The organism is Paenibacillus sp. FSL F4-0122 (genome assembly GCF_038002845.1).
GTDB classification, from domain to species: Bacteria; Bacillota; Bacilli; order Paenibacillales; family Paenibacillaceae; genus Paenibacillus_AQ; species Paenibacillus_AQ odorifer.
In genome coordinates, this window is record NZ_JBBODI010000001.1 from 1192899 (window position 1) to 1208750 (window position 15852).

The 15852-nt window shown below is 42.6% G+C and carries 14 protein-coding genes; 5 read left to right on the forward strand and 9 right to left on the reverse strand.

Annotation, left to right across the window (positions count from 1 at the left end):
• Nucleotides 1-137: 137 nt before the first annotated feature.
• From MHH49_RS05105 to MHH49_RS05125, 5 genes are all read right to left on the reverse strand, one after another.
• Nucleotides 138-779, reverse strand: a complete 642-nt coding sequence (locus MHH49_RS05105) for a CpsD/CapB family tyrosine-protein kinase (RefSeq protein WP_341137949.1) — start codon at nucleotides 777-779, stop codon at nucleotides 138-140.
• Nucleotides 763-1500 (reverse strand): YveK family protein, encoded by a 738-nt coding sequence (locus tag MHH49_RS05110; RefSeq protein WP_076129269.1) that lies wholly within the window; start codon nucleotides 1498-1500, stop codon nucleotides 763-765. Before MHH49_RS05110 ends, MHH49_RS05105 begins: the two co-directional genes overlap by 17 nt.
• A 265-nt stretch (nucleotides 1501-1765) precedes the next feature.
• Nucleotides 1766-2401: a response regulator gene (locus MHH49_RS05115; RefSeq protein ID WP_036676623.1), complete on the reverse strand. Its 636-nt coding sequence runs from the start codon at nucleotides 2399-2401 to the stop codon at nucleotides 1766-1768.
• 23 nt (nucleotides 2402-2424) lie between these two features.
• Complete coding sequence (locus MHH49_RS05120) at nucleotides 2425-4071, reverse strand: sensor histidine kinase (RefSeq protein WP_076137153.1); 1647 nt, start codon at nucleotides 4069-4071, stop codon at nucleotides 2425-2427.
• Nucleotides 4072-4388: 317 nt separating this feature from the next.
• Nucleotides 4389-5243, reverse strand: a complete 855-nt coding sequence (locus MHH49_RS05125; RefSeq protein ID WP_038568894.1) for a helix-turn-helix transcriptional regulator — start codon at nucleotides 5241-5243, stop codon at nucleotides 4389-4391.
• 84 nt (nucleotides 5244-5327) lie between these two features.
• On the opposite strand from MHH49_RS05125, the gene MHH49_RS05130 reads away from it, so the two are divergent.
• Nucleotides 5328-7259 (forward strand): glycoside hydrolase family 20 zincin-like fold domain-containing protein, encoded by a 1932-nt coding sequence (locus tag MHH49_RS05130; protein WP_341137950.1) that lies wholly within the window; start codon nucleotides 5328-5330, stop codon nucleotides 7257-7259.
• Nucleotides 7260-7312: 53 nt separating this feature from the next.
• On the opposite strand, the gene MHH49_RS05135 is transcribed toward MHH49_RS05130, so the two are convergent.
• Nucleotides 7313-7606, reverse strand: a complete 294-nt coding sequence (locus tag MHH49_RS05135; RefSeq protein WP_076137149.1) for a hypothetical protein — start codon at nucleotides 7604-7606, stop codon at nucleotides 7313-7315.
• Between the two features lie 101 nt (nucleotides 7607-7707).
• Here MHH49_RS05135 and MHH49_RS05140 point away from each other — a divergent pair, with 101 nt between their 5' ends.
• Nucleotides 7708-8643, forward strand: a complete 936-nt coding sequence (locus MHH49_RS05140; protein ID WP_076218272.1) for a hypothetical protein — start codon at nucleotides 7708-7710, stop codon at nucleotides 8641-8643.
• Nucleotides 8644-8737: 94 nt separating this feature from the next.
• Nucleotides 8738-8977: an NHLP leader peptide family RiPP precursor gene (locus MHH49_RS05145; RefSeq protein ID WP_170914256.1), complete on the forward strand. Its 240-nt coding sequence runs from the start codon at nucleotides 8738-8740 to the stop codon at nucleotides 8975-8977.
• 10 nt (nucleotides 8978-8987) lie between these two features.
• Here the strand turns inward: MHH49_RS05145 and MHH49_RS05150 are convergent, their stop codons facing one another.
• Together MHH49_RS05150 and MHH49_RS05155 are read right to left on the reverse strand one after the other, a co-directional pair.
• On the reverse strand, nucleotides 8988-10904 hold the full coding sequence (locus tag MHH49_RS05150) for a sensor histidine kinase (protein WP_280753537.1): 1917 nt from the start codon (nucleotides 10902-10904) through the stop codon (nucleotides 8988-8990).
• A 113-nt stretch (nucleotides 10905-11017) separates the two neighbouring features.
• Complete coding sequence (locus MHH49_RS05155) at nucleotides 11018-12916, reverse strand: sensor histidine kinase (protein WP_076309546.1); 1899 nt, start codon at nucleotides 12914-12916, stop codon at nucleotides 11018-11020.
• 257 nt (nucleotides 12917-13173) lie between these two features.
• Here MHH49_RS05155 and MHH49_RS05160 point away from each other — a divergent pair, with 257 nt between their 5' ends.
• Nucleotides 13174-13578 carry a hypothetical protein gene (locus MHH49_RS05160; RefSeq protein WP_051490926.1) on the forward strand — a complete coding sequence of 135 codons (405 nt, stop codon included), beginning with the start codon at nucleotides 13174-13176 and terminating at the stop codon, nucleotides 13576-13578.
• Nucleotides 13579-13667: 89 nt separating this feature from the next.
• Here MHH49_RS05160 and MHH49_RS05165 read toward each other — a convergent pair whose 3' ends face one another.
• Entirely contained in the window at nucleotides 13668-14894 is a 1227-nt protein-coding gene (locus MHH49_RS05165; protein ID WP_076129276.1) for an MFS transporter, read from the reverse strand.
• A 210-nt stretch (nucleotides 14895-15104) separates the two neighbouring features.
• Here MHH49_RS05165 and MHH49_RS05170 point away from each other — a divergent pair, with 210 nt between their 5' ends.
• Nucleotides 15105-15764: a peptidylprolyl isomerase gene (locus MHH49_RS05170; RefSeq protein ID WP_341138774.1), complete on the forward strand. Its 660-nt coding sequence runs from the start codon at nucleotides 15105-15107 to the stop codon at nucleotides 15762-15764.
• The last annotated feature ends 88 nt before the right edge of the window (nucleotides 15765-15852 follow it).

Here is a 15852-nt window from a genome sequence, read left to right on the forward strand (position 1 = left end):
CCTAAAAGTTTTGTGAGCATTAGCTTCAATGATTTGACTTCGTACAAAACTCACTTCGAAAGCATAAACTTAAGTTTTGTGAGCATTAGCTTCAATGATTTGACTTCGAGCAAAACTTACTTCGAAAGCATAAACATTTACTTCGCCTGGTTCATGGCAATTCCGATTAGATTAGAGCCGGTCTGTTCAAGCAGCGTCTTCGCTTTGCGAATCGATTCCCGTTTGGACTTTCCGTATCTGGCCACCAGAATCACGCCGTCCGCTTGAGGTGCCAATATACGAGCATCACTGAAATCGACTGCCGAAGGAGAATCCAGCAGGACCAGATCGTAGTTTTCTTTTAGTTCCTCAAGCAAAGCGGTCATTTTGGGGTTCCCCAGCAAATCCGGCGGACTAACATGAGTTTTTCCCGCCGGGATGACTGACAGATTGGCTAAGTTTCCGAGGACTGCGATGTTATCTGCTTCCTCTTGCCCACTTAAATAAGCCGCAAGCCCGTCACTCCCCTCTACTTCAAACACGGTATGAAGACCGGGATGTCTCAGATTGCAGTCAACCACCGCTACCTTCTTGCCGTCCTGGACGAAAGAAACCGCGAGATTCGACAAGATTGTCGTCTTGCCTGCCCCAGCTTCTGCTGATGTAAAGAGCAGCACTTTTCCTCCGCCGCCCTGCGCTAGTTCAAGCTGACGTATATATGTGCGCAGTGATCGGAACGATTCGGAGATATGCGAGGATGGATTAACGTCTGTAACCAGACTCTTATTTAGCCGCAACATAAGCACCCTCCTTCACTCTGGTGTCGCCTGCCGCCTTGCCCAAATCACGTTTGCGAATGGTTGCGATCGAAGCAATTACCGGTAGACCAAGGTCATATTCCGCTTCCTTTTCAGACCTTAATGTGCCGTTAAGTGTTTCCATCAGCAAAATAATTCCTAAGGCAGCCATAAGGGATACAACAAAGCTAATGATGAGATTCATCGCAAACCCGCCGTTCGAGGGCCCTGGAACATCAGTCGGATCGGCCGGTGTCAGCAAGGTAACATTGTCTACCCTCATCAGCGACGGCAATTCACGAATGAATGTCTGCGATACCGCATTTACGATCCCGGCAGCTTTGGTGTAGCTTTCATCCTGAACATTGAGGTTGATCACCTGACTCTTCTCTGAAGTTTTAATCTCAAGCTTCTGACTTAGTTCATCGGCCGTGAGACCAAACTCCGGGTGATTTTCTATTACGCTTTTCATGATGGTTGGTGATTTCATAATTTCCTTGTAACTCTCAATTAAATTCAGGCTAAAGCTCAAATCGTTAAGATTGTTGCTCTCGGGAGCTTTGGCAATGTTGTTGACAAGCAGCTGTCCGGAAGCGGAATAGACGGGTTCAACGAAGTTTTTGCTAACATAGTAAGTCGTAGCACAGGAGATCAAAACGAACACCATGATGAGCCAAAACCTTTTTTTAATCAGGTTAATGTAATCCAGAATCGTCTTTTCCACAGTAACCCTCCTTCCGCTAAAATTACATTCTGAAAGCATTCATGAAAGTTTCAGTTGTTGCTTTAATTCTATCAATCCACACCATTCGCCACATGGCTCATACCATCACTTTCCTCTTCACTTTGGAGTAAGACGTTATACCTCTTAAGAGGGGGATTAGGTATACTTTAGTGCCATATATAGGGCTAATTTAAGTTTTAACGCACAAAAAAACACGGACAACCTGTCCGTGTTCATGTACAATGCTTACGAATTATTTCAATTTTCACTCGTATGACATTTCATATTTGGTTAATCCGACAGCATTTGCATAAAGCGCTGCCTGTGTACGATCAGCCACCTGTAATTTTGCTAAAATCTGACTGACATGCTTTTTCACCGTAAATTCGCTAATGAAAAGACGTGAAGCAATTTCTCTGTTGCATGCGCCCTGCCCCAGCTCGATCAGGACTTCCTTTTCTTTGGGTGTCAATTCATCCGTTGGGCTGCTTCCACTCATGCGCATTTTATCTTCCATCAGACCAGGATCGTAATACTTTCTTCCCTTGTGCACCAATTGGATAGCAAACAGTAACTCCTCAGGCAACGCCTCTTTCAGTACATATCCATCTACCAGTACTTCTTCAGCCTTCAGGAAATCCTCTCTGCTCGCAGATGACGTCAACAGAATGAACTTACTAACGATACCACGAGCACGTGCTGTCTTAATGACATCCAATCCCGATTCATCTGCTAGCTTAAGATCAATCAATACAAGATCAGGCTGCGTCTCCTCAATCACAAGAAGCGCTTCTTGGCCATTCGTTGCCTCACCTGCAAACTGCACATTCGGCTGCATTGAAATGACAGATGCCAGTCCTCTTCTAACTAAAGGATGATCATCTACAATGACGATTTTCACAGAAACGACCTCCCGCCTAAAGTTTATGCATTCTTTAATTCAGCTACACCGACAGGAATCGAAATCATAATTCTTGTTCCTGTGCTCTCATTACTGGACAACTGAAAGTCGCCGCCGAGCGACTGGGTCAAATATTGCATATTCTTCATGCCAAGTCCGCTTACACTATCTTCAGATTCAATCCATAACAAATCAGTATCAAAACCAACACCATTATCACAAATCAATAATCGAATCCAAGTCGGCTTTAGAGACAGTTCTACATCCACTCGACTGGCAGCACCATGCCTGATGGCATTACCAGTGGCTTCGGAGATAATCCGAAAAAGCGCTTTGTGGTAAGGATAAGGGAGACTGAAATCATCGCCCGTTATTTTTAAATCAATATCAACATCATTTAACCTGGATAAGCTCTTCAAATGTGATCTTACCATGCCCAACCAAGTAGGACCGCCACTCTTCTTGGAGCTAAGACTGTAGATCGTGATCCGCAGTTCTTTAGCAACCTTTGTAGCAGAATCATGAATAAGCTCAATTTGTTCTTCTAGCTCATGATCTGACATTCTCTTCCACGATTCCTTCAGCGAATGCGTCGCATACACAATACCAAAAAGGCTCTGCGATACACTGTCGTGCATTTCATCCGCAATCCGGTTCTGTTCGTTCGTGATGATCAACCGGTTCTCGATCACACCAAGCTCATGTCTTTCAAGAATATTCGCACTTAGCTCAGATAAGAATATCAATTGTTGAATATACCATCTGCGGCCTTCCAGCCCCTCTGTAGACTCCAGCTTGAGTCCAATCATCCCTACAAAACGGGTGCTCATCCGTACAGGCATCAGCAGGAAATCTCCTAATCCCGGCAGATTTCTAAAAATAGGCTCTCGCTGCAATCTCCATTCATGCTCATGTTTTCCCAGTTCTGAGAATAGGAACTGTTCCTCTTCCTGCTGCCAGCCGGTCTGCCTGCTCTGCGGAGCTGGTTCTCCACTTTTCTTGGCGAACCAAAACAAAGCCTTATCCAGCTTCGTTAGCTTAACAACATAATCGGTGATCACTTGACCGATATTCATGAAATCATGTTGGCTTGAGGTTTCCACGATATGGTACAGGGATTTGATATGCTCCATCGTCTCTTTCGTGCGAGCATTCGATTCTTCACGTTGCCGCTTCATCCGATTAACGATCTGCATTATTATAACCGTAAGTACCAGTGTTAGAAACAGATTTCCATTTATAAATACAATTTCCAGAAAATTTCTGTTCGCAGAATTGATAAAAAAATAACAGAGCACCGCAAAAATACTGATGTAGCTTAAGAGCAACGACCATCCAAAATAAATGGACAATGAGCCTGCAGCAATCAATACAGGATTTAGCACATAAAGCCTAAAAGAGCTTTCGTACCCACCCGTAAACAAGGTCAATGCGATAATTCCCACCATCTCTATACTAACAGCCAGGACGAGAGTCTTCGGCCTGCTGCGTAGCCTTCGATAACAAAATGAGAACGTTTGTGCAAACATAACAAGTATAGCAATAATAAGTGATTTATAAATTATGGAAGGTCCCGTCTGATCTAGAAGATACATGAGTGATGTGAGGGACAATGAAAAATACCTGTAATACGCAATCAGTTTGTCTTCTGCAGTTGGTTTGATTTTCATCCCACCACCCTATTCTCCAGTTTTTTGGAAAATGCAAGATTGTACTGTGCTCGATAAAAGCATCATACATGAGAAAAATCACAATAACAAGTTGACATTTCCCATGTTTGCGCTTCCATTTGAAAAATAGTTACAAAAAATTTATTATTTTTTTAGTAGGTTTTATCACTAAAATTTGGAATTTTATCCACTATAGTTAATAAGAACTAACGTATTTATGTAATATTAATCCATAATTTTCAACATATCTTATAAAACGACAACAATCATACAAATTATAACAATTGCTGTTGGGACTCTAGTAGGATGATGTCGATTTAAATGTTATTCCGGCAAAGCTGGGGTGCGATCCCCATATATTTTTTAAATAAACGAGAAAAATAGAACGGATCATTATAATGAAGCATACTAGAAATTTCCTTAATTTGTAATGAGGTGTTGAAAAGCAACTTTTTGGCTTCCGCCATTTTTAGACGGTGAATATATTCATGAAGCGGGTATCCACTGCTGCGCCGAACAAGACGACGAAGTGTAGACATCGAAACATGATGTTTTGCCGCTATTTGTTCTAGGTCCATTTCACCATAAATGCATAAGTTCAGGTCTTCCCGAATCTGACGCATATAATCAGCCTGAGAATTCCAACTTTTTTCTTCTATTATAAAAGAACACTCCAGCAGCATTCTTTCGAGCAATAATGCTGCCCGATCCGCATCTACAGGTTCTCCGCTCTCCATCCGTTCCAGCACTTCTTCAAATAAGGTAGTAAGACCTACTATAGATTGGGCTTGAAAAACATTTCCCCCGGCTATGAGGCCCGATTCCAGCCATTCCGATACACGCGTGCCATTAAAGTTAATATAATACTCATCCCAGCTGCCTCCCGGTGGTGGACCAAAGTTATAACTGTAACCTGGGCGGAAAAAGTATAAGCTGCCTTCACGCACCTGCTGCTCTTTTCCCCCAATCTCCATGTAGGAGCCACTACCTGACACTATGTAAACAATGGCCCAGTGCTCAAAAACTACACCTGAACGGAATAACGTTCTTCCTGGCAGATGTCCTGCCTGTCCCACCCTTATATTCTTGAGCTTCAGCTTGGAGGATTCAACCTTGGGATCAATAATTCTTATTGGATATGGACTGATCATATAATCCATGTGCTTGGACATTATAGGCATTCCTCCCCTTGTTTAGTAGTGATAAGGTTATTGTGAAGATGATCATATTCTACATGAATAAGAGGTGTCCACGCTATGCTTAATCATTCTACACTACTGCTTTTCCCTAATCCGCGTGAAATCACATTGTCACAAGGCTCCTTCCATTTCCCAACAAGCGGAAGCATCGTGCTTCCTAATATGGAAGAACAATCTGCCATGCCAGCTGCACGAAAACTACAGGAAGTGATTGCACAAGCATTGAATCTGCAGCTGACTTTATCCATTGGCTTACGTCCAACCGTTGTATCTGTCTGTAACTTTAACTATATGCCATTATTATCTGCACAGGCCTATGAGATTGTTGTCGAACAGAAGGGTATCGTTGTCTCCTATAGCTCTCCTGTAGGCGCTTTCTACGCAGCAGCAACCCTGAAACAAATCATAGAACAAAGTGGAAAATCTATACCTCAGTTGCATATTCGCGATGAACCTGATTTTGGAGCCAGAGGCCTGCTCATAGATATCAGCCGCAATAAAATCCCGAAGCAAGAAACCTTGTACCGGATCATTGACCTTATGGCTGATTTGAAGATGAATGAACTTCAGCTATATATAGAAGGTGCTCCGTTCGCTTATGAATCCTTCCCTCAAGTCTGGGAGCTTGGAACCCCAATTACCGGAGAGGAAATCCTGCTTCTGGATGCCTATTGCAAAGCACGTTATATAGAGCTTGTTCCCAATCAGAACAGCTTTGGGCATATGGAGGGCTGGCTCTCTCGTCCAGAATTCAACGCTTTAGCTGAAATTCCCGAAGGCTTTATGCTTCCGAAGAATTTGTATGCGCAAGACGTTTATCCAGAAGGCTTATTTATGCACCCTGGTACTTTTGATACCGAAGATCCTGCTGTACTACCTCTGCTAGACAAAATGTTTGACGATCTGCTGCCTTACTTTAGCTCCAATCAATTTAATGTAGGCTGCGATGAGACCTATGAACTCGGTCTTGGTAAAAATAAAGCTCTGGCAGAAACTCAAGGCAAAGGTCAACTCTATTTATCATTCCTGCAAAAGATTTATGAGTTGGTTACAAAACGTGGCAAAACGATGCAATTCTGGGGCGATATCATTATCCAGCATCCCGAACTGATTCCTCAGCTTCCTAAGGATATTATTGCTATGGAATGGGGTTATAGCGCGGAGCATCCCTTCGAGTCCGATACGCTCAAATTCCGTGAAGCAGGTATTCCTTTTTATGTCTGCCCAGGCACCAGCTCATGGAACTCCATTACAGGACGCACGGACAATATGTTAGCCAATCTGCGCAGTGCAGCTATTCATGGCAAAAACAACGGCGCTATCGGTTATCTCATTACCGATTGGGGAGATTTTGGACACTGGCAGCATCTGCCGGTCAGCTATGCCGGCTTCGCCTACGGCGCAGCCCTATCCTGGAGTGTAGATCATAATCTGGAAGCAGATACTGCACAGTATTTAAATAGATTTATTTTTGCAGATCGTTCTGAGGGAATTGGCCAGCTGCTCCTGGATCTCGGCAATTACTATCAGCTTGAATCCAGTATCAACCGTTCGAATGATGCAGAAATGTCCCTGCTGCTGCGTACCCATCTGGACAATTTCCTAATCATAGAGAAGCTTACTGAGGAACACTTCAATCATCTCGAAGAATATCTGCTCTCCATTGAGGCGCGGCTATCGGGGCTAGATCTTCAATGCGAGGATGCTGCTCTTGTGCTGAAAGAATTGAGTAATGGCATCCATTTCGTGAAGCATGCTGTGCAGCTTGGCAGAATCAAGCTACAGTTGACATCAGCACCAGATTCGCTTGATCCTGCGCTGATTACGAAGCAAATCAATGATCTTGATATACTCCTTCACCAATATCGTCTCTTGTGGACGGAACGCAACCGGCTCGGCGGCTTGGAGCAAAGTATCTCGAAACTTCAACGCCTGCGTAGTCAATATGAAGCATTAAAATCAGAGCTCTCCGCATCCGTAAGTTCCTAATCCCTCTTATTAAGATTCTCTATATAGCTGCTGTTGGGTAATCGAACGTTGAACTAACGTTTTCGGTTCGCCCAGCGCAGCTCTTCATATTGATTCTCAAGCATCTCCCGCTCACGTTGCTCGTGTTGTTCCCTGCCAATTCCCTCCTGCTGGCTTTCCTCATCCTCATAGATTCGCCATAGGTCAGAGAACAGATAGTCTTTGATTTCTACCACTTTTCCCTGCAGGATTCCGTTTATCCAAAAAAGTCCTGTGGAGGTACGCATAACCATGCGGCCATCCGGTGTTTCCGCCTTTTGACCCATTCGAATCGCCATAAGCATTTGGCCGAAAGTATACCATTCCATATTTGCTAATACCTCCTAAATTTTAGTTGTAATGGAATAAAGAGAAAGCTATAATCAGGGCAAAAGAACCATTTTCGTAAAAATTTTATAGGAGGGTTGTTATGGATTGGCTAAATGACTACGAAGATGAACTACGCTTGGTATTCCAAGAAAGCAGACGGATTATTTCCGAATTTCCAGAACCTCTAAATCAACAAGGTATGTCCTATCTTGAGCATTTTAACGTATTTAACGCTGAAAGCCACAAAAACTACATATGTTATCTTTTACCCTTTTGGCTGCAGAAGGGATGCGGAATCTCTGCAGAGGTTACTCGCCAGATGTCGATGGGCAACGTCTTTTTTATGTTGTATTTCTTCATACAGGATGACCTGATGGACAGCCAAGAATCCTCCGCATACGAAAAATTGCCCTTGGCAAATTTGCTTTATGTCGAATTTTTAAATATCTACCGGATACTATTTCCGGAGCCATCCGCTTTCTGGATCTTATTTAATCGTTATATCATGGAGTGGGCAGATAGTGTTAGCAACGAAAATACCAGTGACTATTTTCTTAATGATCGGGTCAAAATTGCCTATAAAGCCAGTCCGCTCAAGCTATCCAGCACTGCTGCCCTTCTGATGTCTGGAAAGAGTGATTTAGTGCCGCAAGCTGAAGAGCTTATCCATTCGGTTTTGCTTACACTGCAAATGCTGGATGACTATGAGGACTGGAAAGAAGATTTATCCGCAGGCAACTATAATTGTCTTCTCTCCCTAACTCGCAAACATCTGCCAAACAGCAGTGCAGCTAAACTCACTTCGCAAGAGGTCGAATTTTATCTATTCACTGCGAATGGTCTACATACCTATACGCAATTAGCACACGACACACATAACAAAGTTACAGCTTCCGACCTTGATGCCCCTCATCTTATTGCGTTCCATTCCATGCTAGTAAGTAACTTACAGCAGATCTCTGATTCCATCGAAGCGGACAAGCAGCTCTTGCTAAACGGAGGATTATATCATTGGTTGTCAAAAAATGTCCATTAATTCTATTATTTTGTAATAAAAAGAATAGTATTAGTAGTTTTGCTATGTTATATTATTAAAGGTAAATATATACAATTTGGGAAGGGTGATTATTATGTCAGAAGCAATTCTTAGAAATCAAGTCATTCAAAAGGCATGGGAAGATCCAAGTTTCAAGAAAAGACTACTCTCAGACCCAAAAGCGGCTCTCCAAGAAGCATTAGGCGTAATCATTCCCGACAGCGTTACCTTGAAAGCCGTTGAAGAAGGCTCCAACGAATTCTATCTTGTAATTCCACCAAGTCCTACTTCCGATGTATTGAAGGCAACCGCAGCACCACGCGGTTCGTGGTAAGACAACAAGATTAACCCCCTAAGGAGTGAGAATCATCCGGAGCTTCTGCCAATGGCAGTATGGTGATGGATTCGGTTCCCACTCCTTTTTTGCTTGTAAATTTCACTTTACCTTGCATAGCTTCGATGATACGGAAAGTGACCATTAATCCAAGACCTGTCCCTTTATTCTTTTTAGTGAAATAAGGTTCTCCCAATCGGTGCAGGACATCCGCGTCCATCCCTTCCCCGTTGTCTTTGATATGAATGATTACGTTCTCCTCTTCCGCATACACCGACATATAGATAAACCCTTCGTCACGGAAAGATTCAATGCTATTTTTGATAATGTTGATGAAGGCTTGCTTAAACTTTGAGGAATTCCCCTTCACCCATAATTCGCCCGATACATCGAGAATCATTTTTCCTCCATTTAAATGACAAAGCGGCTGCATAATACTCTCAATATGCTTAAATTCATTATACAAATTCAGACTGGAAATCGTCTCAAATTCCGGTTTTGCAAAGGTTAAGAAATCCGTAATGATCCCGGAAGCACGATCCAGCTCACTAAGGGCCATCGACATAAATATTTCCTCTTCACCTACGGATTTCTCGCTAAGCAACTGAAGGAAACCCCTAGTTACCTGGAGTGGATTCCGCACTTCATGAGCAACAGATGCAGCAAGCTCGCTAATAATTTCCATTTTTTCCGAACGCTGCAATTCGTTGTTAAAACGCTCTAATTCTTTAGAATAGTTAACAACCTGTTGATGGCTATAGGCTAGTCTTCGCTCCAGAATTACGATCAAGGAGATTATGAAGGCAACAATGCCCCACTTCCACAAGAATAAATCATAGTTCCCCTTATGAATGTAATACCACAGTAACTCTGACACTACAGTAAATGCAGCCGTTCCAAAGCCAATGGCAAAAATGATAGCGTCCCTATTCCCTTTAAGCGAAAATATAATCACACATACGATCAGCAAGATGAACTGAAGGATGAGGATGAACCCGATAATAGTGGTGGATACAAAATAATAAAACTCAATATAGCTATTATTCGATAGAAAATTGATCAAAAGACATAGCAAACAAAATGAGGAGTAAATGACTTGAAATTGACGAAAACGACGAACGATCCCATATTTTCCACTGCCAAATATTTTTTCAAATAAAAGAGTAAGCGCCGGTAAAAGTGAGAATAAAGCCAAATCAAGAAATACATTACTAATCGCGCCTAAATCGCTGTAAAAGGTATAAATAAAAGGAGAATAGGTTATCGAAAGAATTCCGGTTGAACCTATTACAACGGCTAGTGAAGCCACACTGGAAAAATAGTCCCTATTAATGTATAGAGAGCTTATAAATAGAACGATAGCCACAAGAAAAAAAGCACAGCCCAAAATCACATCGCTGAGTCCATTTTTAATATAATCATTGATTAACAGGTTGTGTTCACCGATCACTACTTCATTTTTAATTCCGATTCTATCCTGCAGCGTTTCAGTCCAAATGTATAATGTTTTCCCACTATCGCTTTGACTCAAAGGCAACAACAAAGAATAGTTATCCTTAATATAATTACGATCTTCCTCGAAGATCAAACGGTCGTTCACATACACCTTCACATGAAGAGCATATAAAGTATCAATGTAGATTGAAGGGGAGATATAACTAAAGTTAGGTATGGAAATACGAGTCCAAGAAGTGGATACGCCTGATGGCAGATGTGGGATTTCCTTCGTAGCATTCACATTTATCCAATACTGCTGGTCATTATTCTGTGGAACCTCTATGCCGCTGTTTTCGGTTCCATCGCCCCATCTCATCTGCCAACTGGTAATTTCTTGGGATGGATATGGGGTCGTTGCTGATACAACAATTGAACTATATCCTATCAGAAGGAGAGTAAGAGCTATTGCTATATGTAGGACTTTAATCATCAAGCGCATATATGCACCTCAGAAGTAAGTATCAGAAACAATATTCTGTCTGTACTACTTCGCTCAGCCCCTCACTCTTTCCTTCTAAAAAACGGAATTATCATAAATTACTTCTAAATTCTTCTAAGTTCTGGTATTTTTACTATAATTTCAGTCCCTTCCCCTTTCTCACTGCGAAACTCAGTGCATCCCTCCATCGCCTCAATAATCCGAAAGGTTACCATCAGTCCAAGCCCCGTTCCTTTGGTCTTATTGGAGTAATAAGGTTCCCCTAACCGAGCCAGCTCATTCCGGTTCATCCCTTCCCCATTATCATGAACACTGATTATTATATGTTTTCCAGCCTTCCAGGCTGTGACTTTAATCAGCCCATTGTCCTTTAAAGCTTCGATGCTATTTTTGAGAATGTTGATAAACGCTTGCTTGAACTTGGCAGATGATCCAGTAACGTAAAGTCCTGGCTGCAGATTAAGTTCAATGACGCCCCCTTGCAGATTCGCTAACGGAGAAAGAATACCCGTCACATGCCTCAACTCTTCGGACACATCAAGCTGCTCTACGGTTTCAAGTCCTGGTTTAGCGAAGGTTAGGAAGTCTGTAATAATGAGCGTAGCCCGATCCAGTTCTGTCACTGCCATTTGCAGATATTCCCGCTCCTTTTGATCTGAACGCTCCCCAAGAATCTGCAGAAACCCCCGGGTAACCTGCAATGGATTCCGTACTTCATGGGCAACCGACGCTGCCAGCTCACTAATAATCTCCATCTTCTCCGAGCGCTGCAAATCATTATTGAACTTCTCAAGCTGATGGGAATATTCAATAAGCTGTTCATGGTTTCGAGTAAACCTTCTTCCCAGAATGACGATTAAGGCAATTACGAAAATCACCATTCCCCATTTCCACCAATATAATTGATAGGATTGCCCCGATGCATAGAACATGACCAGTTCACTAAGAGACATGAAAGCAAATATTGAGAACCCTGAAGTAAAAATAACAGCATCTACATTGCCACGATTCGCGTGTATAAACGCTAAGCTGATCAAAAGTATAATTTGTACAATCATAAGGATACCTAGCACACTCGTAGTCATCAATCGATAAAAGTCATCCACCTGATAGGACAAAAGAATATTAATAACCATTAGGGAAAAACAAAATACAGAATAGACAATTTGAAACTTACGGAAACGTGTAACGATTCTCTTTTTCCCTGGACCAAATATTTTCTCAAAATAAAATGTAAAGGATGGCAAAAGCGTATATAAAGCTACATCAAAGAAAACAAGTACGATCTCTCCATAATCGCCGAGGATTGTCGGCAGGAACGATGAATACGTTACCACTAAGACGCCAATGGATAAAATAATCAGCACCAATAGATATCCGCCTGAAAAATAGCCTTTTCTCATGAATAGCGAGCAGATCAGCAGTACAATCGCAATAAAAATAAGCGTCGTTCCAATGATCAGATCCATTAAGCCCTGCTTTACATAAACAGATAACAGCTCATCGTATTGGCCTACTCTTATTTCGCCGTGGATCCCTAAGTCTTTGCTGCCACCATGGGTCCATAAATATAGCTGTTGTCCTCCAACACTTTTGGACAGAGGAATGAAAACCTTACTGCCATTGAAATTAAAATCTTTTCCGGAATCATATATTAATTCGTTATTTAAATAAGCCTTAACATTATTTCCATATACTTTATCTATGAATAACGCAGATTTATCACTAATTTGTGGTAAAGTAAACCGCAGCCAGGCTGAGGTTGCTCCACTTGGAGTCTCTGGGCTTTTCCCATGAGGCATAACACGAGTCCATTCTTCATCAAGAGCTGCCACAGCTTCTTCAATATGATCTATTTCTATACGTTCAAATTTAATCTCCCAATTGGGCAGCGTAGAGTCTGATGATTCAGCACTCACTATCGCCGTACCAAAAGGAACCATAGCGGTCAGCAGTAGAATTAATAAAAAAGCAGCCGCTATATTGAGCTTTGGCAACTTCATCGTAGCACCTCAGTAATTCATTAGTTGTTTAAACGTTCATATATGCTTCTTAATTTCGACAAGCTTCGCACTATCCCTGCCTATTCTTGTAAATTTTCTCGAAAAAGAACGTTTTTCATCGGCTTTTGCTTTCACCCATTTTTTACTAATCCAATATAGACATACCCATTTATTGGATCAGCGATTCGATCATGGTCAAACGGGTAAAGATAAACATAGGAAGTTCAAATTTTATCATAAAAAAGGAGTGAACGGCTATGGATAGTTCACCAAATAAAACTGAAGCTGACTTTGAATATGAACGTTATATACAAGCTGATATGGATGAAGAGGATATTGTTGATGATGACGCAGATCCTGTCTTGGTTGGCGATAAATACTTGGCAGCAGATATTGGTTTAAACTCACCTAAGGATGTAATCGAAAGAGATGAGTTGGTGGAATCCGATGCATATCTAGCCGCTGAAACCGCAGGATTAACCCTAGATGATACGGATTATACTAAGGATGAGGAACTCTTGGAGATGGAAGAAGAAGATCAGCCGCTGGAGGATGTTCCAGATGCAGACGATGTATATCCAAATTCCATTATTGACCCTGCCTCCCCGCCAGTGGATGTTATGCCGGGAACAGACGTTTTGAACGGTTCGCAGGGAGAATAGCAGCTTAATATGAATAAAGCCGCCGGGCTGTGAGCCCGGCGGCTTTATGTTGTTTCTTCTAAATAACGACATGCTCAATGAGGTAGCAGTTAGCTCTGCATCGTTGTTGGCTGTTCTGCGGGACGAGCAGCGGCGATTTGTGCTTCCAGCTTGCGGGTCTTAACCAATATCGCTGCTACCAGCAGCATCACTCCATTGATTACAAACACCCAGCGAATTGGAATAACCGCGCCCAATAAGCCGCCGATAATCGGTCCAGCCATCGTCGCAAGCTGAGATGCCGCCTGATTCAGGCCAAAGGCCCGTCCACGGAATCCCGGCTCAATTACTTGTACAATCATAGCATTCACTGATGGCAGCACACCTGCATAGAACAAGCCGTAAGCAAAGCGAAGGATAGCGAACTCTACATAGCCCGAAACAAAAAACTGCAGAATATTACCGATGCCGCCCCCGATCAGTCCAATAAATAAGATCATCCCAAAGCCTTTTCGGCTGCCGAGTCTGCCCCACTGCGGAGCCATCAGCACCGTAGCAATCCCCACAGCGGAGAATACGATTCCCGAGCTTAGCGAGGCACTATTTTTGGAGATCCCCATGTCCAGTAGATAAATTGGGATTAACGGTTCCAGAATCATAACGGAGAAGGTACTGATTCCCGCCAGCGAGAGCAAAGTAATAAAAGCTCGGTTACTTCTCGCTTCCCTGATATCATCACTTACATGTGACCTTGGAGCCGAACGGTCGAAGTTCTCCTCTTTTGCAAAAAAAGTAGCAATGAGCGCTGAGATAAGTACAATACCCGCTGAGAATAAAAAAGCAATCCGGTTGCTGGTATAATAGCTCACTACACCGCCAATTAATGGCCCAATAATACTACCTGTCGCTCCGGCTGTAGACATAATACTTAAAGCGTACCCCGTCTTATGCTCAGGGGTATTGGTGGCTACCATTGCAATAGCTGCTGGAACAAAACCGGCAAGCAGTCCTTGCAGCACACGCACAATCAAAAAAACATAAGGATCATGTACAAAATAATTAATAAGGTATAAAGCTGCCAGACTAAAACCCGAGCGAATAAGCATCGGTTTCCGACCATACTTGTCGGCTAGCGAACCCCAATAGGGAGAGATTAAAGCGCTGGCAAGAAAGGTTATTCCAAAACTAACCCCTGACCAAATCTCCAAATGATTTGAAACCCCAAGTTCGTCGCTCAAAAAAATGGAAAGGAAGGGAATCGAGATCGAATAAGCTGTACTACAAAAGAAAACCCCTACCCAAAGCACGATCAAATTCCGCTTCCACGAAAAGAGCATCCTATGCACATCCTTTCTCGATGTTCTCTTTGGAAACATCCTACCATTGTAAACTTCTTTTTAAGATGTGCCAATCCCAGAAGTCATAACTGACCTTTGCATGTAATAGGACAAAGGAGGTATTATGGGAAGTACCTACGAGATTATTCAATAAAAAGGAGAGATTATTTAGTGAAGTCTACATCAACAAAATCCGCTATTCTTCTGATCATGTTATGCCTGGTCATGGTTATTGCGGCAGGTTGCGGTAACAAGCCAAACAATAACAATGCAAGCAGTAATAATGGAAGCAGCGGATCAGCACCTAGGGAAGGTGCAGCCCCAACTGAAGGCGTTCCTTCAGCTACGGCAAGTCATCCCTTAGTAACCATTGAAATGGAAGACGGGGATATCATCCAAGCTGAGCTATACCCTGAGGTTGCCCCTAACACCGTAAACAATTTCATCTCACTTATTCAAAAAGGATTTTATGATAACACTATATTCCATAGAGTAATTCCTAACTTCATGATTCAAGGCGGCGACCCTGATGGTACAGGTATGGGAGGCCCGGGTTACAGTATCGCCGGAGAATTCTCTGGCAACGGGTTCACCAATAACCTTCTGCATACAGAAGGTGTTCTATCCATGGCAAGATCACAGGCTCCTGACTCTGCCGGTTCCCAGTTCTTTATTATGGATGCAGCTTACCCTAGTCTAGATGGAAGCTACGCAGCTTTTGGTAAAGTAACTGAAGGTATCGAAGCTGTAAAAAGAATTGTGAGCCTGCCTCGTGACGGTTCTGATCGTCCAGATGAGCCACCAGTCATGAAAAAGGTGACGGTCGACACCTTCGGCGTCACTTACCCAGAACCGCAAAAGGTTCAGTAATTAGGAATAAGCAGAAACCACGTTACCGTCCTCGAAAGAGAATAAACGTTTCTTGTAGAAATAAAAGAACATAAAAAACTCGGCAGTC

Excerpts from the sequence above, each read along its gene's own strand:
- MHH49_RS05105 (WP_341137949.1), bottom strand. The coding sequence starts at position 779 with ATGTTGCGGCTAAATAAGAGTCTGGTTACAGACGTTAATCCATCCTCG.
- MHH49_RS05120 (WP_076137153.1), bottom strand. The coding sequence starts at position 4,071 with ATGAAAATCAAACCAACTGCAGAAGACAAACTGATTGCGTATTACAGG.
- MHH49_RS05125 (WP_038568894.1), bottom strand. The coding sequence starts at position 5,243 with ATGTCCAAGCACATGGATTATATGATCAGTCCATATCCAATAAGAATT.
- MHH49_RS05130 (WP_341137950.1), top strand. The coding sequence starts at position 5,328 with ATGCTTAATCATTCTACACTACTGCTTTTCCCTAATCCGCGTGAAATC.
- MHH49_RS05135 (WP_076137149.1), bottom strand. The coding sequence starts at position 7,606 with ATGGAATGGTATACTTTCGGCCAAATGCTTATGGCGATTCGAATGGGT.
- MHH49_RS05140 (WP_076218272.1), top strand. The coding sequence starts at position 7,708 with ATGGATTGGCTAAATGACTACGAAGATGAACTACGCTTGGTATTCCAA.
- MHH49_RS05145 (WP_170914256.1), top strand. The coding sequence starts at position 8,738 with ATGTCAGAAGCAATTCTTAGAAATCAAGTCATTCAAAAGGCATGGGAA.
- MHH49_RS05150 (WP_280753537.1), bottom strand. The coding sequence starts at position 10,904 with ATGATTAAAGTCCTACATATAGCAATAGCTCTTACTCTCCTTCTGATA.
- MHH49_RS05155 (WP_076309546.1), bottom strand. The coding sequence starts at position 12,916 with ATGAAGTTGCCAAAGCTCAATATAGCGGCTGCTTTTTTATTAATTCTA.
- MHH49_RS05160 (WP_051490926.1), top strand. The coding sequence starts at position 13,174 with ATGGATAGTTCACCAAATAAAACTGAAGCTGACTTTGAATATGAACGT.
- MHH49_RS05165 (WP_076129276.1), bottom strand. The coding sequence starts at position 14,894 with ATGCTCTTTTCGTGGAAGCGGAATTTGATCGTGCTTTGGGTAGGGGTT.
- MHH49_RS05170 (WP_341138774.1), top strand. The coding sequence starts at position 15,105 with ATGTTATGCCTGGTCATGGTTATTGCGGCAGGTTGCGGTAACAAGCCA.